General features: G+C 74.0%; 17 protein-coding genes. 8 read left to right on the forward strand and 9 right to left on the reverse strand.

Going from position 1 to position 22,887, the window contains the following annotated elements:
- Positions 1 to 44: 44 nt before the first annotated feature.
- Both B085_RS0118760 and B085_RS0118765 read right to left on the reverse strand, forming a co-directional pair.
- A complete protein-coding gene (locus B085_RS0118760) occupies positions 45 to 374 on the reverse strand; it encodes a hypothetical protein (protein ID WP_018560114.1) in 330 nt (109 codons plus the stop codon).
- Between the two features lie 125 nt (positions 375 to 499).
- Positions 500 to 1,870 (reverse strand): alpha/beta fold hydrolase, encoded by a 1,371-nt coding sequence (locus B085_RS0118765; protein WP_018560115.1) that lies wholly within the window; start codon positions 1,868 to 1,870, stop codon positions 500 to 502.
- A 211-nt stretch (positions 1,871 to 2,081) separates the two neighbouring features.
- Here B085_RS0118765 and B085_RS0118770 point away from each other — a divergent pair, with 211 nt between their 5' ends.
- Positions 2,082 to 3,068, forward strand: a complete 987-nt coding sequence (locus B085_RS0118770) for an ArsR/SmtB family transcription factor (RefSeq protein ID WP_018560116.1) — start codon at positions 2,082 to 2,084, stop codon at positions 3,066 to 3,068.
- Positions 3,069 to 3,119: 51 nt separating this feature from the next.
- Here B085_RS0118770 and B085_RS0118775 read toward each other — a convergent pair whose 3' ends face one another.
- Positions 3,120 to 4,973: an MFS transporter gene (locus B085_RS0118775; RefSeq protein ID WP_158689765.1), complete on the reverse strand. Its 1,854-nt coding sequence runs from the start codon at positions 4,971 to 4,973 to the stop codon at positions 3,120 to 3,122.
- A gap of 179 nt (positions 4,974 to 5,152) precedes the next feature.
- Between B085_RS0118775 and B085_RS0118780 the strand changes: the two genes are divergently transcribed.
- Positions 5,153 to 6,811, forward strand: a complete 1,659-nt coding sequence (locus B085_RS0118780) for a hypothetical protein (protein ID WP_018560118.1) — start codon at positions 5,153 to 5,155, stop codon at positions 6,809 to 6,811.
- 91 nt (positions 6,812 to 6,902) lie between these two features.
- Here the strand turns inward: B085_RS0118780 and B085_RS0118785 are convergent, their stop codons facing one another.
- Both B085_RS0118785 and B085_RS42890 read right to left on the reverse strand, forming a co-directional pair.
- A complete protein-coding gene (locus tag B085_RS0118785) occupies positions 6,903 to 7,754 on the reverse strand; it encodes a hypothetical protein (RefSeq protein WP_018560119.1) in 852 nt (283 codons plus the stop codon).
- 70 nt (positions 7,755 to 7,824) lie between these two features.
- Positions 7,825 to 8,169: a hypothetical protein gene (locus B085_RS42890; protein WP_018560120.1), complete on the reverse strand. Its 345-nt coding sequence runs from the start codon at positions 8,167 to 8,169 to the stop codon at positions 7,825 to 7,827.
- 255 nt (positions 8,170 to 8,424) lie between these two features.
- On the opposite strand from B085_RS42890, the gene B085_RS0118795 reads away from it, so the two are divergent.
- Both B085_RS0118795 and B085_RS0118800 read left to right on the forward strand, forming a co-directional pair.
- Entirely contained in the window at positions 8,425 to 8,727 is a 303-nt protein-coding gene (locus tag B085_RS0118795; protein WP_018560121.1) for a putative quinol monooxygenase, read from the forward strand.
- Between the two features lie 192 nt (positions 8,728 to 8,919).
- A complete protein-coding gene (locus tag B085_RS0118800; RefSeq protein WP_018560122.1) occupies positions 8,920 to 9,372 on the forward strand; it encodes a universal stress protein in 453 nt (150 codons plus the stop codon).
- Between the two features lie 68 nt (positions 9,373 to 9,440).
- On the opposite strand, the gene B085_RS51465 is transcribed toward B085_RS0118800, so the two are convergent.
- The 3 genes from B085_RS51465 to B085_RS0118820 form a co-directional block, all read right to left on the reverse strand.
- The gene (locus B085_RS51465) at positions 9,441 to 9,572 is read right to left on the reverse strand and encodes a hypothetical protein (RefSeq protein ID WP_018560123.1); all 132 of its coding nucleotides are present in this window, start codon (positions 9,570 to 9,572) and stop codon (positions 9,441 to 9,443) included.
- 475 nt (positions 9,573 to 10,047) lie between these two features.
- Positions 10,048 to 11,502 (reverse strand): dihydrolipoyl dehydrogenase family protein, encoded by a 1,455-nt coding sequence (locus B085_RS0118815; RefSeq protein WP_018560124.1) that lies wholly within the window; start codon positions 11,500 to 11,502, stop codon positions 10,048 to 10,050.
- A 146-nt stretch (positions 11,503 to 11,648) separates the two neighbouring features.
- The gene (locus B085_RS0118820; protein ID WP_026251197.1) at positions 11,649 to 12,092 is read right to left on the reverse strand and encodes a VOC family protein; all 444 of its coding nucleotides are present in this window, start codon (positions 12,090 to 12,092) and stop codon (positions 11,649 to 11,651) included.
- A 951-nt stretch (positions 12,093 to 13,043) separates the two neighbouring features.
- Here B085_RS0118820 and B085_RS0118825 point away from each other — a divergent pair.
- Together B085_RS0118825 and B085_RS42900 are read left to right on the forward strand one after the other, a co-directional pair.
- Positions 13,044 to 15,344 (forward strand): SpoIIE family protein phosphatase, encoded by a 2,301-nt coding sequence (locus B085_RS0118825; protein WP_018560126.1) that lies wholly within the window; start codon positions 13,044 to 13,046, stop codon positions 15,342 to 15,344.
- Between the two features lie 145 nt (positions 15,345 to 15,489).
- Complete coding sequence (locus B085_RS42900; protein ID WP_018560127.1) at positions 15,490 to 15,795, forward strand: hypothetical protein; 306 nt, start codon at positions 15,490 to 15,492, stop codon at positions 15,793 to 15,795.
- 116 nt (positions 15,796 to 15,911) lie between these two features.
- Here the strand turns inward: B085_RS42900 and wrbA are convergent, their stop codons facing one another.
- Positions 15,912 to 16,523 (reverse strand): NAD(P)H:quinone oxidoreductase, encoded by a 612-nt coding sequence (gene wrbA / locus B085_RS0118835; protein WP_018560128.1) that lies wholly within the window; start codon positions 16,521 to 16,523, stop codon positions 15,912 to 15,914.
- A gap of 606 nt (positions 16,524 to 17,129) precedes the next feature.
- Between wrbA and B085_RS0118840 the strand changes: the two genes are divergently transcribed.
- Together B085_RS0118840 and B085_RS45700 are read left to right on the forward strand one after the other, a co-directional pair.
- Complete coding sequence (locus tag B085_RS0118840) at positions 17,130 to 18,140, forward strand: helix-turn-helix transcriptional regulator (protein WP_018560129.1); 1,011 nt, start codon at positions 17,130 to 17,132, stop codon at positions 18,138 to 18,140.
- Between the two features lie 150 nt (positions 18,141 to 18,290).
- On the forward strand, positions 18,291 to 22,832 hold the full coding sequence (locus B085_RS45700; protein ID WP_018560130.1) for a S8 family serine peptidase: 4,542 nt from the start codon (positions 18,291 to 18,293) through the stop codon (positions 22,830 to 22,832).
- Positions 22,833 to 22,887 lie beyond the last annotated feature (55 nt).

Consider the following 22,887-nt stretch of genomic DNA (forward strand, 5'->3'; position numbering starts at 1 on the left):
CGCAAGGGGCCGGTGGCACGTGCCGGCCCCCGCAGCGCCCTCGGTCAGGAGAAGGGCCGGTACCAGGGCCGCTTCACCGGCGGCAGCCGCCGCCGGGCGAAGAAGGCGGCCACGGCCGCCTGCTGGGCCTTGTCGAAGACGCGCTTCGGGAAGAACCCGCAAGCCCCGCCGACCTGGCGCAGGTACCAGAAACCCGCGCGCTCCCGCGCGTAGCGGTAGTCGTCCCGGCCGACCTCCGCCTGGGAGGCGGCCGTGCGCAGCGTGCAGGTCGCCTCCGTCAGCCGGACGGTCCACGGCTCTCCGAACCGGCGCGCGACCCTGCGAACGGCGAGACGGACGGCGAGACGGACGGCGACCGCGAGGAAGCCCGGCACGCCGATCCCGTAGAAGAGGCCCGCGCGCGGCCTCGCGGCTCGGTCACGGGCCGCTGGGGCCGCGAACGGCCCCGGCGCCGCATCCGGATCTCCGGACACGGCGCCGGGGACGGCCCGCGCGGCCTTCAGCGTCCGAGCAGGAAGTCGTGGACCGCCCGGCGGCCCTCGTCGCTCGCAGCGCGGCTCTGGACGGAGTGGGCGGCGCCGGCGACCACGACGACCCGGGCCCCCGGGGTCAGCTTCTTCTGGTCGTACAGCCATTCCACGGGTGTCGACAGGTCCCGGTCGCCGCCGAGCAGCAGCACCGGGACACCGGGGAGGCGGCGGTGCGCGGCGGGCAGGGGCGGGGCTGGGGTGCGGGGCCAGTCGAGGCAGCTGAGCATGGAGCCGAGTCCGGTCGCCGTGGCGGCGTCGAAGGGGCCGTGGTCGGCCGGGGTGAGTTCGGCGCCCGCCTTCTCCAGTGCGGCACGGCGGCCGGCGAGCGGGGCGTCCGACCGGCCCCAGGGGTAGCGGCCGTCGAGGCACAGCGTCGACGCGTGGAGTCCCTGGCTGAGCTCCTCCGCGCTCGCTGCGCTGCCCTGCCGCACGCCCTGGATGAGGCCGCCCAGCAGTCCGGGGTCCCCCTCGGCGGCCTGGTGGAGGGCGTCGATCATCTCCGCGTAGTCCGCGTCGACGAACCCCCAGGTGGTCAGGGCGTCCAGCACGTCGACGCCGTTGTCGTAGGTGTCCACGACCTCGGCGAGGTCGGCCGCCGGATCCGTGGTGCAGCCGATGCTCTCGCACGCGTCCGTCAGCACGCGCGGCGCGGCCCGCATGGCGGCGAGGTCCATCGGGTCGTAACCCGTCTGCGGCACCACCGAGTCCAGCACCAACCGGGCCACGCGCCCGGGGTGGGCCAGGGCGTACCGCTCGGCGGTGTACGTGCCGTACGAGACCCCGTCGAGGGTCAGTTTCCGCACGCCCAGTGCGCGGCGGAGCAGTTCCAGGTCGGCGACCGTGTCGCCGGTGCTGTAGAAGCGGCGGTCGGGACCGATGGCAGCGGCGCAGTCGCGTACCGCGCCCGCGGTGGGCGGTGTGAGGTCGGACGACCCCATCTGCGCCTGCAGTTCGGGGCACTGAAGGGCGTTGCCGCCGGTGCCGCGCTGGTCGATCATGACGAGGCGGTAGTCCTCGAGCACCGGCCCCATGGCCTTGGCGATCCGTTCCACGAAGGGCACGCCCGGCTGCCCGGGGCCGCCCGTGAGGAAGAGCAGGACGCCCTTGGGAGCGTTCGCGTTGTCCGCCATGGCGACCTTCAGGCCCAGCCGGCCCCGCACCGTGCCGCCGTGGTCGAGCGGAACCGTCAGCGTGGCGCAGCTGAAGCCCTCCAGGCCGGGGCACGCCGCGGTGCCGGAGAGCCCCCCGCTCCCCCCGGACGGCCCCGCGGCGCCCCGGTCCTGGGCCGACGACGTACAGGTGCCCGACACCATCAGCAGACCGGCGGCGGCCAGCGCCACCGCCGCGCGTGCTCCGGACCTCCGCGTCCCCCGTGCCCTTCCGGCCCTGCGCAGCGCCCGCATCGCACGCACCCCCGTCTTCCGGTGTCCTTCGAGCCCCTGTCGTCCGTCGGCCATCAGACTGCGCCAACAGGGCTCGCCACAGCGAGAGTCCGTGCCACGATTCGAGTACGTTCGAAAGCAACCCGGGGCAAGGACGGCGGGCAGAAGGATGATCGAACTCACCGTGGACGCCGCCGGGCTGGCACGCTCCCGCTTCGTGGTCTCGCCGTTGCACGAGGTCGCCGCGACCTTGCTGCCCTGGGGCCTGCGCCGGGATCCGGAGGCCGATCCGTGGGTGACCCGCGCCCGCCGTGTGCTGCGCCGCGCGCGGCTGCCGCTGCTGTCCGAACTGGCCCTGGACGGCGGCGGTTACCTGCCGGACTTCCTCAGTCCGCATCCGTCCGGCCCCTCGCCCACCGTCGAGGAGGAACTGGACCGGGTCCGTGCCACGCCGCCCGGCCGCGTCCTCGACGAGCTGGAGACGTTGCGCAACGGCCGCCCCCGCAACGGGCTGGCCGGAGCGGAGCTGCCGCCCGGGGTGCGGCGTGCGATGACGCGGGGCGGCGGACACGTCGCCCGGCAGGCCGCGGAGGAGTTGCGGCGGTACTGGGAGCTCGCCTTCGCCCCGCACTGGCCCGACGCGAAGGCCGCGCTCGACGCCGAGGTCGACCGGTGCGCGGGGGTGCTGGCCCGGCAGGGCGCCGCGGGGCTGTTCAACTCGCTGCACCCGGGGATCAGGTGGGCCGGCGGCACGCTGCGCGTCGACAGCCGCTTCACGGTGGCGATCCCCGTTCCCCTGGTGATCGTGTTGCCGTCGCTGGTGGCGACCGAGCCGGCGGTGGTCGTGGACCCGGTGCCCGGCGGACGGCGGCCGCCGATGGTGGCCTATCCCGTGCGGGACCGGCCCGTCGCACCGGCGCCCCCGTCGGCCGAGCTGGCCGGGCTGCTCGGTCCCACCCGGGCGGGGCTCCTCGGGGCGCTGGCGCGGCCGGCGTCCACCACGCAGCTCGCGGCGCGCCACTTCCTCAGTGCGGCGACGGTCTCGTACCACCTGGGCGTGCTGCACCGGGCCGGGCTCGTGACCCGTGCCCGGTCGGGGCGGACGGTGCTGTACCGGCGGACCCCCGCCGGATCACGCCTGACGGGCAGGAACTGATCCCGGTGCCCCCCGGCCCGCGCCACGGCGGGCCGGGGGGGCACGCGGCAGTCACGCCGGGACGGTCTCCCCGGGCAGCGCGAGGTCGAGGTCGACCAGCCGCTCGTCCCCGGCGTGCGTGGCCGCCGAGGCGAGGGGGCCGTGCCCCGTCGCGAGGGCGGCGAGCACGTACGGGCCCGCGGCCGGGACGGCGAGCGCGTAGCTGCCGTCCTCCGCGGACAGCGTCGCGCCCGCCTGCCGGCCGCGGCGGTCGATGAGGGTGACCTTGGCGCGGGCTACCGGAGCGCCCCCGGATCCCACGACCCGGCCGCGGAAGCCGCTCAGGACCTGCTCCGCGGGCGCCGGGGCGGCCTGCTCCTCGCTGCCGGCCCGCAGCCGCAGCCCGGTCCGCCGGCCGGGCAGGCCGAAGGCGAGCAGGAGGCCGACGAGGACGGCGCCGGTGGCGATGAGGAACGAGAGGCGGAAGCCGTGCATGGTCGGGACGGCGACGCCGTTCACCTCCACCGCGCTGTTGGCCAGCACCATGCCGATCACCGCGCTGGACACCGAGGTGCCGACGGACCGCATCAGGGTGTTGAGGCCGTTGGCCGCGCCCGTCTCGGAGGCCGGCACCGCCCCGACGATGAGCGCGGGCAGCGAGGAGTACGCCAGGCCGATGCCGGCACCGAGGATCACCGAGGTGAGGATCGTCTGCCAGACGGCGTCCATCAGCCCGATGCCGCCGCCGTACCCGGCGCCGATCACCAGCAGGCCGATGATCAGCGTGGTCTTCGGGCCGAAGCGGGCGGACAGGCGGGCGTAGACCGGGGCGGTGAACATCATGGTCAGGCCGAGCGGGGCGACGGCCAGACCGGCGACGACCATGGACTGGCCGAGTCCGGCACCGGTGGCGGTGGGCAGTTGCAGAAGCTGCGGCAGGACGAGGGACACGACATAGAAGCTGACCCCGACCATGATCGAGGCGAGGTTGGTGAGCAGCACCTCGCGGCGGGCGGTGGTGCGCAGATCGACCAGCGGGGCCTTGACCCGCAGCTCCATCACGCCCCACAGCAGCAGGACGACGGCGGAGGCGCCGAACAGCCCGAGGGTGGTGCCGGACGACCATCCCCAGTCGCTGCCCTTGGTGATCGGCAGCAGGAACAGGATCAGTCCGGCCGAGAGGCCGAGCGCGCCGGGCAGGTCGAAGGTGCCCTTGGCGCGCATCGTGGACTCCGGCACGACGGCCAGGGCGAGCACGATGGCGAGCACCCCGAGGCCGGCCGCGGCGTAGAAGAGCGCGTGCCAGTTCGCGTGCTGGGCGATCAGCGCCGCCCCGGGCAGCGCGAGGCCACCGCCGACGCCGATCGAGGAGCTCATCAGGGCCATCGCCGATCCGAGACGCTCACGCGGCAGCATGTCGCGCATGAGCCCGATACCGAGCGGGATGGCGCCCATGGCGAAGCCCTGCAGCGTACGGCCCACGATCATGGTGAGCAGCTCGCTGGTGACGGCACTGATCACGGCGCCGACGACCATGACCGAGAGGCTGCCGATGAGCATGCGGCGCTTGCCGTAGAGGTCGCCGAGGCGGCCCATGATCGGGGTGGCCACGGCGCCCGCGAGCAGGGTGGAGGTCAGCACCCAGGTCGCGTTGCTCGGCGCGGTGTCCAGCAACTGCGGCAGGTCCTTGATGACCGGGACGAGCAAAGTCTGCATGACCGCGACAACGATGCCCACGAAGGCGAGTACCGGGACGACCGCCCCACCGGGTCTCCGGGCGGGCAGATCGGTTGTCGTGAGCGCCATGGGACGAGGCCTCCGGGCAGAGGTAGGACCGTGGTGACGGTCGTGCGTGCGGTGTACAGGGAGTGCAACCCCGTATGCCGAGGCAACTATTCCGCCGGCCGGAAGCCGTAAAACATGCATTTGACCGGCTTATTTGCCTTTGGTGCCGACGTAAAGGGATCCCTGGGGGCACAGCAGCCCCAACTGTGATGCCTCTGTGATCTTCCTGTGTACAACGCCGAGGGTGTCCGGCAGGTCTGACAGGCGTGTGCCCAGGACGGCGCACCCCCCAGACTCCGACATCCGACAAGGACACGTTGATGAGACGTCCCGTCCGCAGATCCGTCTTCCGGGCAGCGATCGGACTCCTGGCGGCCACCGCCCTGGCCGCCGGTTTCGGCCCCGCCTCCACCGCCTTCGCCGAGGACGGGGCCCCGCTGCCGGTGGCGATCACCGGCGAGAACCACGTGGATCTCTCGCTCCAGAGTGACGACGACGACGATCCGAGCCAGCCGCAGGTCGTACTGCGTCTCGCCGCGCCCGGCAGTGACGAGCCCGGCGACGACGGGGTGGTCCCGGTCGTCCACCAGGGCCCGTACACGATCAAGATCGACGCCAGCGGCCTCAAGGGCGTCGCCGCCGTGAAACTTCCCTGCGACGCGACCGGCCTGACCGCCGTCTGCGACCGCAACGAGATCAACGCCGGGGAGGCCTACAACCGCATCGGCGGCATCCGCCTCGACATCGACGCCGACAGCGCCGCCGGGGACTTCGGCACCATCAAGGTGACCGGCGAGGGCGAGGGCGTCGACTTCGCGCCCCTCACCATCGACGTGCTGGTCGGCGGCCCGGAACTGCGGGGCCGCAAGCTGTCCGAGCCCAAGGGCTTCGCTGCCGGCGACACGTACGAGGCACCGGTCGGCTTCCGCAACGTCGGCGGCATGGCGGCCGACGGCACCGTGCTGCACTTCCACGGCTCGCGCGGGCTGAGCTTCCCCGACAGCTACGGCAACTGCGCCTACAAGCACACCACCGAGGGGTCGCTGCTGTACCAGGGCACCGACGCGATCTGCACCTTCCCCGGCACGTACAAGGCTGGCACCGCCTACACCCTGTCCGAACCGCTGAAGGTCAAGACGGCCGCGTTCGCCCTCAGGGACGGCTTCGCCTACGGCTTCTCCGCGGTCGGCGCGAAGAAGGCCGAGGCGCTGCTGGAGAACGACGGCTACACGCCGGGCACCGGGGCGCCGCTGACCCTCGAGGAGCTTCCCGGCGCCTCCGCGGGTGACTACGCCCGCTACTCCGATCTCGACCTGCCCACCACCAACACGTACGACCTGGTGCTGACCGGCGCCTCCGCCCAGGGCAAGGCCGGCGACACGGTCAAGGCGGAGATCGGCTTCCGCAACGACGGACCGGCCTGGCTGAGCGCGCTGCGCAGCGGCGGTGAGTCGATCGCCTTCTCGGTCGCCGTCCCCGAGGGCGCGAAGGTGACCAAGAGCCCCGAGCACTGCAACCTCACCACCATCGAGGAGGGCGTCAAGGGCTACCTGTGCTGGGTGGGGACCCCGCTGCTGGAGAACACGAAGCTGAGCTTCCCGTTCGAGCTGCGCATCGACAAGGTGGTGAAGAACGCCAAGGGCAAGGTCGCCCTGCCGACGTGGGACAACCCGGTGGAGCCCAACCAGTCCAACAACACCGCCTGGATCGTCCTGAACGCCACCGGCGGCGGCGACGGATCGCAGGGGTCCTCCGGCGAACCGTCGGCCACCCCGCACCCCACGGCCTCCGGCGACGACACCGCGGGCTCCACCGGTACGTCCGGCAGCGACGCCACCTCGTCCTCCGGCGGTGACTCCGGCGGCGGCCTCGCCTTCACCGGCGCCGGCGGCGCGCTGCTCCTCGGCGGCTCCGCGCTGCTGGCCCTCGGGCTGGGCGCCGTGATCATCGTCTTCGTACGGCGCAGGAGCGCCGCCTGACGCCGCACCGCCACTACGCGACGGCCGCCGCACCCCTCGGGGCGCGGCGGCCTTTGTCGTACCGGGGTGACCGCGGGGGGCGGCGGAAGGTCTACCGCCCGGCGAGCGCCATGGGCGCGCCGGTGAAGGAGTCGAGCAGGAGCCGTCCGCCGAGCGGCCGGTCCAGACGGACCGTCACCGGCTCGATGAGCAGCTCCTTCGTGCACAGGCCGTCGTCCCTGCCGGGGACCGTGCCGCGGAGCACCACGCTGTCACGGGTCTCCAGCACCTCCACGGCCGGACCGTCGTCACAGCCGCCGTGCCCCGCAAGGACGGTGACGCTCCGGCCGTCCCCGGCGACCTTCCGCAGCCCGTACAGCCGCACCCCGTCGTCGGTGGCCTCGGAAAGGGCGGCGATCGGCGAGCGCGGCAGCCGCGCGGGGTCGACCGCGGCGCGCACCAGCGGGGTGTCGTATCCCTCGAGCGTGAAGTGCCAGGCGGGGACGCGGGCCCGGCCGCGGCTGGTGAGCAGGGTCATCTCGCCGAAGGTGGCCTTCGTGACGGTCAACGGGTCCGCGCGGCCCTGCGGGCCGTCGTCGATCAGGTCGTACGTCTCCCGCGCCGTCATCGGCGTGACGGGGCTCGACGTGCCGTCCGCCCAGCGGATGCGGCCCTCCCGCTCGGTGCGGGGCAGCGGTCCGCGGTGCTCGAAGTTCCGTGCGAGATAGGCCAGTTTGTCGGTGTCGGTGCGGAACGCGTTGTCCGGCAGGCGGACGACGTCCTCCAGCGGGTAGAAGCCCTCGCGCCAGGATCGCGCCGCCTCCGAGCCCTCCCAGGCCTCGGCGACCTTCCGCATGCGTGCGGCGGCCCCGGCGCTGCCGTCCGTGCCGGAACCCGTCAGCGACCCGCAGCCGGCGGATCCCAACACCAGGCAGACGACTCCCACCAGCACGAACGGTCTCATGACGCCTCCCCGGGCAGCGGGCCCCCTCGGACCCCGCCGATGTGACGTGCCGCCCCGGCAACGGGTTCCGTCAGGCGTCCGGCCCCGCCGCGGCGGGCGGGGCGGGCGGGTTCCCCAGGTTGCCCACCCAGGTGAACACGGCCGCGGCGGGCGGGAATCCCAGGATGATGCCGACGTGCGGACCGAGGTCCGCGGCGGGTGGCGACACCAGCCGGGCCACGGTGGCGCCGAGCGTTGCCGTCGCCGCCACGACGCAGATGCCGGCCGCGGCGGCCGGGACCCACCGGCGAGGACGCTCACGGTCCGAGCCGACGACACCGCCACCTGCGATCAGCGCGGTCCCGACCGGCAGCAGGCTCACGTCGGGCAGCAGGCCGAAGGGCCAGAGGAGCAGGGCGAGGACGCCCATCACCATCAGCCCGATCACCGTCAGCCACGCGGTGAGTGCGGCCGCCGGACCGGCCGGCGCCGGCCGGGGCCGGACGTGTCGTGAGGCTCGCTCTTCACGACTCGAGCGTAGCCGGGCACCCGCCCGGTCCGGCAGGCCCGAGACTCGTGCAACGGGCCGAAACACCGAACCGGCTTCGCGGAACACGCCGCGACGGCCGGGTAGCGTCGCCCTCACCAGCGGCCCCGAGGGGCCGTCCCACCGGCGACCGGGAGCACCGCCATGCCCGCGTACGGATTCTTCGTGGAGTTCGAGGCCCGACCGGGGCGGGAGGAGGACGTCGCCCGCTTCCTCGTCGACGCCAAGACGCTGGTGGACGCGGAGCCGGGGACGCTCACCTGGTTCGGCTTCCGCCTGGGGCCTTCCTCCTTCCGCATCTTCGACGCCTTCGAGACCGAGGAGGACCGCGAGACGCACCTTCGGGGCAAGGTGCGTCAGCGCATCGAGGCGCTCGGCGACGAAGTGTTCGCCGCACCGCCCGTCATCACCCCGGTCGAGGTGCTCGCGGCGAAGCTGCCCGGCTGACGGGGCGAAGGGTACGCCAGGGACGAGGCCCGAGGGCACACCCCCCGGGCCTCGGAGGGCGTCCATGGTCGGCGCACACTGTGAACGGAATATTCACGCCGCACATCAGCGCTGGTCAGGAAAGCTCCACCGGCGCGGGCCTCTACTGAGTCCGCGAACCCTGTTCAGCCCGCAAGAAGAGAAAAGGTATCCATGTACCAGCGCATTCTGGTTGCCGTCGACTCGAGCCCCTTCGCCCAGCCCGCCCTGCGCACGGCCGGGGACATGGCCCGGCTGACCGGCGCCGCGGTGCACGTCGTGCACGTGCTCGCCTCGGCGGTCGCCTTCGACACCGTCATGAACCTGGAAGAGGACTCCGACGCCGGCGCCGTCGTCGACGCGGCCGTCGCCACGCTCCGCGGCCTGGGTGTCGAGGAGGCCGACGGTGAGGTCGTCCGCGACGTGACCACGCAGGAGGTCGCCGGCGCGATCTCCGCCGCAGCGGAGCAGTTCAAGGCGGACCTCCTGGTCCTCAGCCCCCATCACCGCGGCTCGGTCGCGGCCTTCTTCAACCCCCGCGTCAGCGACGCCGTCGCCCACGCCAGCCGCATCGCGGTGCTGCTCGTCCCCGAGGAGCAGGCCGAGGGCGCCGACTCCGACGTCTGACCCGCCACCGTTCGCGGCCCGTCTTCCGGCTCCGGTGAGCCGGACGGGCCGCGTCCGCGGCGCCCCGGTCACGGCGTGGGCGCGTGCTCCGCGAGCAGCCCGGCGGCCTTGACCGCGTGCCAGAACTCCTCCGGCACCGGGTGGTCGAAGTAAGCGACGCTCTGCGCGACCTCCTCAGGGGAGCGGGCACCGACGACCACGCTCGCGACCGCGGGGCCCCAGCGGGAAGCGCACGGCCGCCGCGAGCAACGGCACGTCGTACCTCCGGCACACCTGCCGCCATGCGGCCACCCGCGCGGCCAGTTCCGCGGGCACGGCGGTGTACCCGTGGGGCGCGCCGGGCCGCGGGTCCGCGAGCAGCCCGGACTGGTAAACCCCGGCGGCCATCCCGCGCTCGGCGCACAGCGGCAGCAACTTGCGTACTCCGGCGGGGCGGGCCGTGCTGCCCACCCAGGCCCGCCAAGCCGGCGCGCGTACGCCGACACCCGGCGGGTACGCGCTGGATCGAGTCCCTCGCCCCCGCGAGCGCCGCGGCGCCCGCGCACCCCAACGCCAGGGGCGAGGAGCCGTGGCCGGCGCGGTGCTCCGTGCCGTCGGCCGCCACCACCGCTGACCTCACGCCGTCGGGACCCGCCTCTCCCGAGGGGAGGCGGGTCCTCGGCGTTCGCCGTGGCGTCAGGCCTTCCGCATGTCCCGGTAGGTCTCCAGCACGCGCAGCCAGACCTCGCTGATCGTCGGGAATGCGGGGACGGCGTGCCACAGCCGGTCGACCGGGATCTCGCCGGCGACGGCGACGGTGGCCGAGTAGAGCAGTTCCTGCACCCCCGGGCCGACGAAGGTGACGCCGACCACCGTGCCGCGGTCCGGGTCGATCAGGACGCGGGCCCTGCCCCGGTAGTCCTCGACGTACTGCACGGCGCCGGCGAGGCGCCCCAAGTCGTAGTCCACGACGTCCACACGCCGTCCCGCGGCTTCCGCCTCACGGGTCGTCAGGCCGACGGAGGCCACCTCCGGGTCGGTGAAGACGACCTGCGGCACGGCCTCGGTGTCGGCGGTCGCGACGTGTGCGCCCCATCTGCGGTCGTCGACGGGCTCGCCCTTGGCCCGCGCCCCGATCACCGCACCCGCGATGCGGGCCTGGTACTTGCCCTGGTGCGTCATCAGGGCGCGGTGGTTGACGTCGCCCGCCGCGTACAGCCAGCCGCCGGCGACGGCCGTCACCAGGAAGGTGTCGTCCACGGTCAGCCAGTCGCCGGGGGTCAGGCCGACCGTCTCCAGGCCGAGGTCCGCGGTGCGGGGGGCGCGGCCGGTCGCGAAGAGGATCTCGTCGGCGACCACCGTCCCGCCGTCCGCCAGCGTGACGCGTACGGGACCGTCCGGGCCGTCGTCGCGGGCCACGGCGGTCACCGAGGCGCCGAGCCGTAGGTCCACACCGGCCTCGCGCAGGGCGCCGGCGACCATCTCGCCGGCGAACGGCTCCATGCGGGGCAGCAGTCCGCCGCTCCCCCGCACCAGCATGGTCACCTCGGAGCCGAGCGCCTGCCATGCGGTGGCCATCTCGACGGCTACGACGCCGCCCCCGACCACCACCAGGCGGCCCGGCGCCTCGCGGGCGCTCGTCGCCTCGCGATTGGTCCACGGACGGACCTCGGCGAGGCCCGGCAGGCCGGGGAGCCGTGTCGTGGTCCCGGTGGCGACGACGACGGCGTGCCGCGCGGTGAGCCGGACCGTCCCGCCGTCCGGCGTGTCCACCACCACCTGGCGGGGGCCGTCCAGGCGGCCGTGGCCGCGCACCAGGTCGACGGAGACGGAGTCCAGCCACTCCACCTGGTCGTCGTCCTTCCAGTGCGCGGAGAGCCGGTCGCGGTGGGCGAGGACCTCGGCCAGGTCCAGCGGTCCGCCGACCGCGCCCCGCAGGCCGGGTATCCGGCGGGCGTCGGCCCGTGCCACCACGGGCCGCAGCAGCGCCTTGCTGGGTTCGCACGCCCAGAACGAGCACTCGCCGCCGAGCAGTTCGCCCTCCACCAGCACCGTGGCCAGTCCGGCGGCGCTCGTCCGGTCGGCGACGTTCTCGCCGACCGGTCCGCCGCCGATGACGACGACGTCGTATTCCCGGGAAGTACCGCTCATCGCTTGACCCGTCATTCCGTCGGTCTGCATAACCTGCTTCCAAAGGTGGCCGGAGGGGACCCGATCAGGGGCCCGCGGTGCCGCGGAGGGGGGATCCGCGGCACCGCGGGGGCTCGGGGGAGGGTGGGTCGTCGGGGAGGGAGGGGTCAGCGTCCCGGCAGGCGGTCCGTGACCTCCTGGAGCGCCCAGCCGTTGCCGTCGGGGTCGGTGAACGTCGCGAAGGAGCCGTAGCTGGCGCGCTTGGGGTGCGGACCGGCGACCCGGGCGGTCTCGCCGGCGTGGTGGAAGACGCCGCCCGCGTCGTGGAAGACCTCGCTGATGCCGACGCCTCGGGCCGCCAGCTCGGCGCGGGCCGCCACGATGTCCTCGACGATCAGGTGGAGGCCCTGCACGGAGCCCGGGGCGGCCGTGGTGACGCCGTCGCCGAAGAGGATCGAGGCCCCGGACCCGTCCGGTGTGAAGTGGACGACGCGGAATCCGTCGTCGCCGACGTAGTCGACGTCCAGCCGGAAGCCCAGCGCCGCGTAGAAGTCCTTCGCCCGGTCCACGTCGGACACGGGCAGCACCACAACCTCGAGCTTCAGTTCCATCACGTTCTCCCAGTTCTGCGAGCAGTTCCGCATCTCGTCACCGCTTTGACTGGTGACGAGCATGGCCCAGCGATACGTAACCTGTCAAGGCGGTGACGCGCGGACTCCCTGCACGCCCCGCCGGGGCCGTCAGGCTATCCTTGACTAGTCAAGCACTTGCCTCCCTCCACGCGCTCACCCGTGGAGAAGACCGGGATGACCCCACCGGCTGTGACGCCCCCGCGCCAGGCACCCCAGGGGCGATGTGACCGCGGGCGCCCGCAACGCGTTCACGCGCCCCTCACCCCGCCCGCCGGCCCCGGGCACGGCGTGGCCGGCGCCTCGCGGACGCCGCCGCTGCTCACAGAGGCGGCGGTGACGGATGTTCACACTGCGCATCCCGGATCACCACCGTTTCACGGCAACGCGACACCGACGGCACGTCAACTGGACGGCGACCACAGCCCCAGTCGGGACAACGGCGGCTTCACCGGCTGGAGGATGCCGCGCGTCGACCCGCGCCACGGCCCGGGTCGCCGACCCGTTCGAGTCCTCTCCGGCGACTCCGGGACCTGGCTGCGCGCCGAGGTGCACGCCCGCACCAACGCGGTGGACATCGTCGCCCCGGCCACGCTCACCGTCGGCGGCGCGGGCCACGCCTCGGCCACGATCAGCCAGGACGGCACCCTTACCGTCCCGGTGGCCCGGCGCCCGTCGTCGCCTACGACCCCGCCACCGGTGCGCTCAAGGCGCTGCGCACCGGCACCGCGGTGCCGCGCGTGGCCGTCAACGGCATGACCGCCGAGCGGACGATCGCCGTACACCGCGGCCGGGCCCGGGCGGCCGGCCCTTCCGGGTGCTCGCGCGTACGGGGAGCGCCCGGGAGGGCTGCGCCGATCGGCGGAGCCGGTACTCGGACGGGCCTGCCGCGGGCACCGCGCGGGCAGGCATGGAGCCGGAGGTGCGTGGTCCATGCCCAGCGGTGACGTGCTGCTTCTCGTCGACGAGGACGGCCGGGTGGTCGAATGGGGGCGTCCGGCCGAGGAGCTGTTCGGGCGCCCGGCCGAGGAGGCCGTCGGCCGGTCCCTGGGCGCGCTCCTGCGCGCGACCGCCATGGACGCCGGACACCCGCACGCGGGACCGCCGGGCGGGGTGTCGGTACGGGTCGAGCCGGTGCTGCGCGGCGCCTCGGTGCTGTGGCGGGTGTGCGCGACGGGTGACCCGGAGCTGTCGCGGCAGGACGTGGCGGTCCTCAGGACCGTCTTCGCCCGCACTCCCGTGGAACTGCTCGTCCTCGACCGCCGGTTGCGTGTGGTCCGCATGAGCGCCGCCTTCGGCACGGCGCGTGGCGCGCGCGCCGGCAGTCCGCTGGGGCGGCACTTCACCGAGGTGTACGACCTCGACCGCCCCGAGGAGGAGGCCGAGGTGGCACGGCGGGTCCTGGAGAGCGGGGAGCCGGTCCTGGACCGGATCGTCCACGGCCCCGGGACGCCGGAGCGGCGCGGGTACCGCAGCCGCTCCGTCTGCTACTTCCGCCTGGAGGACTCCGGGGGAGACACGCTCGGACTGGTGACCTCCGCGGTGGACGTCACCGACCGGGAGAAGGCGCGGGACCGCCTGGACCTCATGGAGCGGGTCCGCGCCCGGGTGGGGCAGGTGCCCAACGTGGGGCTGGTCTCCCGGGAGCTGGTGGACGCGGTCGTGCCCGCCCTCGCCGACACGGCGGTCGTCGAGATGGTCGACGACGTCGTCCGCGGGGAGGAACCACCGAAGGTGCCCGTCCACCAGGACGTTCCACTGCGGCGGGCCGCGTTCCGGGGCCGCCTGTCGGCGTACCCGGTGGGCGAGGTGCGTCCCCTGCCGCCCGGCACCCCGTTCGCGGACGTCCTTGCCGACGCCAGGGCGCGCCTGGTGCCGATCGACGAGCACGCCCCGTGGCTGGCCGCCGACCCGGCCCGGGCGGACGCCATCCTGGGCAGCGGCGCCCACTCCCTGATCGTGGCCCCGCTGACGCTGCGCGACCATGCGCTGGGCGTGGTCAGCTTCTACCGCGAGCAGGAACGCGAGCCCTTCGACGAGGACGACCTCAGGGTCGCCTCCGCCGTGTGCGCGCACGCCGCCTTGTGCATCGAGAACGCCCGGCAGTACATGCGTGAGTGGATCATCGCCTCGACCCTGCAGCGCAGGCTGCTCCCGGGGCAGCCTGCGGGACGGCCCACCGTGGAGGTCTCCCGGCTGCACCAAGCCGGCCCGGAGGGCGGCGGGGCCTGGTCCGACGCGATCGCGCTGCCCGGCGCGCGGACCGCGCTGGTCGTCGGTGACGTGGCCGGCCGGGGGATCGTCGCGGCCATCACGATGGGCCTGGTCCGGACGGCCCTCCACACGCTCGCCGCCCTGGACCTGCCGCCGGACGAACTGCTGGCCCGGCTGAGCGAGACGGCCGCCCGTCTCGCCGCGGCGTCCGCCGCGCTGCCGCAACTGGACAGCGAGCCGCTGGACATCGGCTGCGCCATCGCCGTGTACGACCCGGTGGATCTCACCTGCACCATCGCCCGGGCCGGCCTGCCCGAGCCGGTCGCGGTCCTCCCGGACGGCACGCCGGCCACTTTGGCCGTCCCGTCGGGTCCCCTGCTCAGCGGACCGGCCGACGCCCCCTTCCCGGCGACCACCGTCGGCCTGCCCGCGGGGAGCACCCTGGCGATGGCGACGACCTCGTTCGCGGAGCGGGTCCTGGCACCGTCGGCTCCCCTGCGCCCCCTGCTGGACGGCGCGGCGGCGCGGTCCCTCCCGGAGGTGTGCGACGCCATCGGGTCCGCGTTCACCGCCTCGGGTGCGAGCGACGAGACGGTGATGCTGCTCGCCCGCACGGTCGCGCTGCCCGCGGACCGGGTGATGACCCGCGCGCTGCCGGCGGGCGCCGAGGCCGCGCCGATCGCCCGCGCGGCGGCGCGACGGCAGCTGGAGGCCTGGGGTGTGGCCGAGGAGACGGCGTTCACCACCGAGCTCATCGTCAGCGAACTGGTCGGCAACGCGGTCCGCCACGGCGCGCCGCCCCTCCAACTGCGCCTGATCCTGGAGCAGATGCTGACCTGCGAGGTCAGTGACGGCGCGGCCGGCGCGCCGCACGTGCAGCACGCGCGCACCGTCGACGAGAACGGGCGCGGGCTGTTCATCGTCGCGGGCATCGCGGACCAGTGGGGCGTCCGCCGGCGCGCCCGGGGGAAGACGGTGTGGGCCCAGCAACCGCTCGGGGCGCCTTCGGACGGCCGCTGACCGGCCGGACAGGAGCCGCGGTGCCCTCGGCCCGGGGGATATTCCCGACACCAGGGGGAGGCTTTTATCCCCTTTTCGCAAAATGTCGGCCATGTCACGGTTGGGTCACGTCGAGCCCATCAGTCGAGGAGCGGGGAACCCCACCATGACCGGCATCGGAAACCGTCACCCCATGACCGCCGAGGTCCGCGAGCACGCCGGCGGCACGGGCCGCGACCGGTGGTTCGTGGGGTTCCGCTTCCGCACTTCCCGGGGCTCGGTGGGCAGGCAGTTCTTCGTCGTCGGAGAGGCCGCCGACGCCGAGGACGCGGTGGCGATCGCGATGGCGCGTGCCTCGCTCCCCCGTTCCCGCCGGGCGCGCGAGGACGACGCCGAGATGGACGGCGTCGAGGTGCGGCGCCTGCGGTGGAACCCGCTGGGGTGGGTCTATCTCACCCGCTCCCGCGCCTGACGACGACGCGGGTACGGGTCGGCGGCGCCTCCGGCACGACAGGAGGAGACGCCGCCGAGTGAACTGACGGCGCACCCGCGACCCATCGGTCGAGCGGGCGCGCCGTCGGCATGGGATCAGCCCGCGAGGCCGCTGTTCAGCGCGGCGGTGAGCTTGATGACACGCTCGGTCTGGATGCGGGCGGCGGTGCGGGTGGTGTCGTTGACGGGGTTGTTGCCCTGGGCGTCCACGTGGGAGGTGCCGTAGGGGTTGCCGTCGACGAACTTGGAGGGGTCGGTGTAACCGGGGGTCACGACGATGCCGCCGAAGTGGTGGATGGAGTTGTACAGGGCGAGGAGGGTCGACTCCTGGCCGCCGTGGGAGGTGGCGGTGGAGACGAAGGCGCTGTACACCTTGTCGGCCAGCTTGCCCTGCGCCCACAGGCCACCGAGGGTGTCGATGAACTGCTTGAGCTGCGAGGACATGTTGCCGAAGCGGGTCGGGGTGCCGAAGATGACCGCGTCCGCCCACTCGACGTCGGCCGGGGTGGCCACGGGGATGTCCGCGGTGGCGGCGTGGTTGGCGGCCCAGGCGGGGTTGGAGTCGATCGCGGCCTGCGGGGCGAGCTCCGCGGCCTTGAGCAGGCGCACCTCGGCGCCGGCCTTCTCCGCGGTCTCGGCCATCTCCTTCGCGATCTCGGTGATGGTGCCGGTGGAGGAGTAGTAGACGATCGCAAGCTTGATCGACAAGGTGGTTCCTTTCAAGGAGGACCTGCCCCACGCGTTGGGGGTGCACGATCCAAGGGATCCCGCGGCCCGTGAGGGCGGGCCGCGCTTCACTGGTTGAAGAATAAACAACATTGGGGCGCCGCTGTCCACCGGAGCCCGTGCGACGAATGTCACCCGGTCCGCTTCCGCGCCCCCGCGCCGGCCGCAGTAGACCGCGCCACGCGGGGTGCGCGGCGCGGGTGCGGGGCCCGGACGTCCGTTTCGGCGGCCCCCCGGGCACCTCGTCCTGCCCCCGGAAGGGCGCCCGGAGCCGGGGCCGCGACGATGTCGGGTCCGGGCGGCGACGCGACCTCGCACCCGGTGGCTGCCGGGGCCGCCAGCGGCCGGAACGGCAGAGGGACGAAGCCGCCGGGAGGTGTCACCGCTCGCACGGCTGGCGGGCGGCGTCCCCCGCACGGGACGATGCCGAATCCGGCCGGACACTCTTCATCGCGCGTTCACCGCCGCTCTCCCCTGTCCGCATACCCTCGCAACCCTGCAGCCGTGCGTCAGGCCGCCGCGTTGAAGTTGATGCCCGTTCTTGGTTCCATCGCGTCGGCCATGTGGACGGCAGGAATGGATGCTCTGGTGGAGAATGACGCACCGCTCGCGTGGGTCGGGGTGGACACGGTGGCGGAGCGGGCCTACCGCCTCCTGTTGTCCCGCGACAGCACGACCGTCGACGACGTGGTGTCCGCGCTGGGCGTGCCGGCGGCCGAGGGACTGGCGGTCCTCGAACGGCTGCACCACGCGGGGCTGATGAGCCGCCGCTCCTCGGGCGAGTTCTTCACCGTGGACCCGCGGCACGCGCTGCGCGCGCTGGTCGAGTCGCGGGAGCGCCAGCTGGCCGCCGTGCGCGAGGCGGCCGGCCCGCTCGGGGCGCTCTTCGACGCGGCGAGGAGGGCCGGGGACGGCGGTCCCGGCACCGCGGTGATCAGTGGCCTGGAGGCCGTCGGGGACCGCTACTACCGGCTCAAGCAGGCCGCGCGGAGCGAACTGTGCGCCCTGGACCGCCCGCCGTTCCTGCTCGCCCCGAACGAGCCGCTGGACGAGGCGGCGGTGCGGCGCGGGGTGCGGGTGCGCGCGGTCTACGCCGCCGCCAGTTTCGAGGCCGACGGCGGATGGCAGGAACTGGGCAGCCTCGTGTCGCGCGGGGAGGAGGCCAGGGTCGTACCGGCGCTGCCGGTCAAGCTGGCGATGGCCGACCGTTCGGCCGCGATGGTGTCGCTGAGCCTGTCGGTCGGAAGCGCGGAGTACCTGTACACCGAATCCCCGCCGCTGCTGGCGACCTTGGGAGAGTTCTTCGAGAACTACTGGGCGGTCGCCTCCCCGTTGACCGGCGAGCCCGGATCCGGCACCCTGCCCGCAGCGCCGCCGGAGGCGCCTGCGCCCGGAACGGACCGGTCCCACAGGCCGACCGACGAGGAACGGAACCTGCTGGCGCTCTTCGCCGCCGGCGTCAAGGACGAGGCGATCGCCCGCCGGCTGGGCATCTCTCCGCGGACGCTGCGCCGCAGGATCCAGGAGCTGTTCACCGAGCTCGGCGCCACCAACCGGTTCGGCGCGGGCGTCGCCGCGGCCCGCCGCAACTGGATCTGACCGCGACCGGTGGCCCTTTCTGGCCACTGGCCGGTTTCGGCAGCGGAGGACGTTGGTCACCAAAGGATCACCCGGCTAGAACTTGTGTACGCCCGAACGGCGTGTCACTCGGCCGGACCTCCCCGGCCACCCCCTGACGAAGGAGCCTTGGTGGCACCACCTGCCCATCCTCCTGCGCGCCGCTCGGCGATACCGCGATCCTTCGCGGCCCTCGTCGCCGGCGTCAGCCTGACGGTCCTCGGCGCCGCCGCCCCGGCGCCCGCCGTCGCGGCCCCGCTCCCGACCCCACCCGCCGTCCCGGCGCCGTTCGGCGCGCACGACCCGGGCTCCGGCGAACAGCCGTCCGCCGGGCGGTACATCGTCACCCTGCGCGAACCGGCCGCGGCGGCCTACACCGGCGGTGTGGCCGGCAAGGCCCGCACGGCGCCCCGCGACGGCGAGGGCCTGAAGGCCGGCTCGGCCCCCGTGAAGGCCTACCGCACCTACCTGCGCTCGCGTCAGGACGACGCGGCCCGCGCGGTGGGCGCCCGCGTGATCTCGTCGTACTCCGCGGCGCTCAACGGCTTCACGGCCGAGCTCCAGCCGCGGCAGGTCGACGAACTGCGCGCCGACCCCACGGTGGTGTCGGTCGTCAAGGACGACCTGCGCAAGCCGCTGGCCGTCAACTCCACCGACTACCTGGGCCTGAGCGGCAAGAGCGGGGTGTGGGCCGGCAACGGCGGCGTCGAAGGCGCCGGCAAGGGCGTGGTGGTCGGCGTCATCGACACCGGCATCGCCCCGGAGAACCCCTCGTTCTCCGGTGCGCCGCTGGGCACCGCGCCGGGCCGGGAACCGTACCTGGACGGCTCCGCCGTCACCTACCGCAAGGCGGACGGCGGCACCTTCACCGGTGCCTGCACCGCGGGCGTCCAGTTCACCGCCGCGGACTGCTCCACCAAGCTGGTGTCCGCGCGCTACTTCGTCGACAACTTCGGCGCCACCCACATCGGCGGCCCCTCCATCGGCGAGTACCTCTCGCCGCGTGACGGCGAGGCGCACGGATCGCACACCGCCAGCACGGCGGCGGGTGCCAACGGTGTCGAGGCCGACCTCGGCGGCGTGCCGATGGGACAGGTCTCCGGCGTCGCGCCGGCCGCCAAGGTGGCCGCCTACAAGGCCTGCTGGAGCGGTCCCGACGCGAAGGACACCACGGACGACGGCTGCGCCACCGGTGACCTGCTCGCCGCGATCGACGCGGCCGTCGCCGACAACGTCGACGTGATCAACTACTCGATCGGCTCGGCCGGCGGCGCCCTCACCACCGACTCGGTCGTCGACGAGGCGTTCCGCAACGCAGCCGCCGGCGGCATCTTCGTCGCCACGGCCGGCGGCAACTCCGGCCCCGGCGACAGCACGGTCGACAACGCCTCGCCGTGGATCACCACCGCGGCGGCGAGCACCATGCCCACCCGTGAGGCCACGGTGGAGCTCGGCGACGGCCAGAACGTGCTGGGCGCGTCCGTCTCGCTCCCGGCGGACGGCCGCAAGGTGACCGGCCGGCTGGTTGCCGCCTCGGGCGCCGGCACCGACATCTCCGTCCGGCCGCAGCTGTGCGGCCCGGACAACCTGGACGGCGCCAAGGTCAAGGGCGCGATCGTGCTGTGCGAGCGCGGCACGTACGACCGGGCCGCCAAGTCGGCCGAGGTCAAGCGCGCGGGCGGCATCGGGATGGTCCTGGTGAACCCCTCGCCGGACTCGACGGACCTCGACACCCACGCCGTCCCGACGATCGCCGTCGACGCGGACGGCTACGACGCGCTGCTCTCCTACGCCGCCTCCGAGGCGCCCACGGCGACCCTGGTCGACGGCAACCCGCACCACCTGGAGTCGGCGCCGGTCCCGCAGATCGCCGGGTTCTCCTCGCGCGGCCCGGTCCAGGCCGACGGCGGCGACCTGATCAAGCCCGACCTCGCGGCGCCGGGCGTGGCCGTCCTCGCCGACGGCGCCAACGCCGCGGGCGGGCGGCCGAGCTTCACCTTCATGTCGGGCACCTCGATGGCCTCCCCGCACGTGGCCGGTCTCGGCGCGCTCTACCTGGGGCTGCATCCGCAGGCGACCCCGGCCGAGATCAAGTCCGCGCTGATGACCACCACCCGGCCCACCGTGACGGGGGCGGGAGAGGCGTCGGAGGACGTGTTCGCACAGGGCAACGGCCAGGTGGACGCGACCCGTTACCTGCAACCGGGGCTGCTGTACCTGAACGGTCCCGACGACTGGGAGCGGTACGTCGCCGCGGTGAAGGGCGACCGCACGGCCCCCGCGCCGTCCGACCTCAACCTGGCGTCGATCGGCGTCGGTTCGCTGGCCGGCCGGCAGACCGTGACCCGCACCGTGACCTCGACCGGGCCCGGCACCTTCACCTCGGACCCCGTGCGGATCCCCGGCGTGGACACCGTCGTCGAGCCTCGGTCGCTGACGTTCACCGCGGCGGGGCAGTCCAGGACCTTCAAGGTGACGTTCACCCGGACCACCGCCCCGCTGGGCGAGTACGCCACGGGGTACCTGACCTGGCGCGACGGTGGGCAGAGCGTGCGCAGCGCGCTCGCCGTACGACCGGTGACCCTGGTGGCACCCACGGCGGTCTCCGCCACGGGCAGCACCGGCCGGACCACCGTGACCCTCAAGGGCGGTGAGGACCGCGACGTGCCGCTGGACCTCACCGGGCTCTCCCGCGGCCTGCGGGTCCAGGACTCGGGGACCGTCGGCGGTCCCGCGCGGACCCACGTCGTGGAGGTGCCCGCCGGGACGCGGCACGCCCGCTTCGCGCTCGACGCCGCCGACGACTCCGCCGACCTCGACCTGTCGGTGTACCGGCTCAACCAGTACGGCGACACGGCGCTGGTCGAGCGGGCCGCCACCGACTCCGCCGACGAGCAGCTCGACCTGGAGGACCCCGAGCCCGGTCTGTACGAGGTCGAGGTGGACTTCTTCGCCGGGTCCGGACCTCTCGGCTTCACGGTGACCAGCTTCTCGCTGAACGACAAGGGCGCCGAGGGCTCGTTCAGCGCGCAGCCCGCCACGGCGCCCCTCCGGGCGGGCGGCACCACGCCGGTCACGCTGTCCTGGAAGGGCCTGCGGGCCGGAGCGGTGTACCTCGGCCGCGTCACCTACGGGGACACCGGACGGACCACCTACGTGACCGTCACCGGTGACCCGCGCGGTGGCCCGCCCGGCGGTTCGCCCGGCACCCGTCCCTCGGTCGCCGTGCAGCCCGCCTACGCCGTACCCGGCCAGTCCGCCGTCGTCGTGGCGAAGGGTCTGACCCCGGCCGTCGACTTCCAGATCCGGGTCAAGGGCACCAACCGGGTGCTGGCGAGCGGCCGCACCACCGACGACGGCGGTGTGGGCCGCCTGGTCACCCTGCCGGCCGACATCACCACCGGGAGGCAGACCCTGGAGGTCAGGTACGGCAAGCGGAGCGCGGGCGGCTCCTTCACCGTCGCCCCGCTCGTCCTGGGCGACTCCGAGCACTCCGACGCCCACGCCTTCGACGGCAACCCGCTGGCCGCCATGACCACGGCCGTCAGAGGCAAGGGCGCGGTGCGCATCACCGTCCGCGGCGCGTCCGGCACCTACCTGAGCCGGACCCTCGCCGTCGACGCCGGTGAACTGGGCTGGTACGCCTGGAAGTCCGAGCCGGTCGAGACCAGGCCGGAGAAGCTCACCGCCACGCTCGCCGTGGTCGCGGGCCACGGCCGGCCCGGGCAGAGCACGTCCCTGACGTGGACCCCGAAAGCCGTGAAGGCGAGCAGCGCGTCGATCACCGAGGACCGCTCCGCGGCCCACACCGCGCAGGTGAACTACACCAACAACGCGCAGGTGCCGGTCTTCCCGACGCTGCGCTACAAGCTGACCAACGGCGACCTGGTCCTCGCCACCCTGCAGACCGATCCGGAGTCCACGTTCACCCGCTCCTACGACACGACCGGAGTGGACCGCCTCGACCTCGTGATCGACGGGACGACCGTGGCCACCTACCGGAACAAGGACCGCGCCGGGCTCACCGGCCGCCCCGCGATGGTGGAGCCGTTCTACACGACCTTCCAGCGTGGCGGTTCGGCCAAGCAGCAAGGCGGTACCGCATCACTGAAGATGACGGTGACCAACCGCCCCGCGGCGTACAGCGGGGGATTCGCCCTGACGGTCGGCGAGGGCCCGGAGATCTACGCGGGCACGTCGCTCCTCCTCGACGAGCGCATCCCCGTCCCGCGCAGCGCGCAGGAGGGGGCGCCCGTCTCGCGGACCGTCACGGTGCCCGCCGGGCGGCCGTTGTGGGCCACCGCGTACTACGAGGTCCAGGGCCCGATCTTCCAGGCCCTGGCGGTGCGGCGGATCATCGTGCCGCCGGTGGCCGCGGCGGACCTCCAGCCGGTGCGCGGTTCGGGTTCCCGGCCGGTGTTCGTCGTGGACGCCATGCCCCGGGAGGCGGCCGCGGGCAGCACCGCGTCGGTCACCGCGGCGGGCCTGTCGCCCCGTGAGCGCTTCACCGTGCGGCTCGACGGCCGGGTCGTGGGCTCCGGCCGCGCGACGGCGGGCGGCTTCGCCCACGCGTTCGTCCCCGTCCCGCACGGCCACGACCGGACGCTGACGGTACGGGTGACCGGGACCGGGGCGGGCCGCTCCGGCGAGACCGTGCTCGGCGTCACCGGCTGACCGGTGGGCCCGGCCGGCGTGCCCCCAGGGGTAGGCCGGCCGGGCCGCGCCCGGT

The organism is Streptomyces sp. BoleA5, from assembly GCF_000373665.1.
Lineage (GTDB): Bacteria > Actinomycetota > Actinomycetes > Streptomycetales > Streptomycetaceae > Actinacidiphila.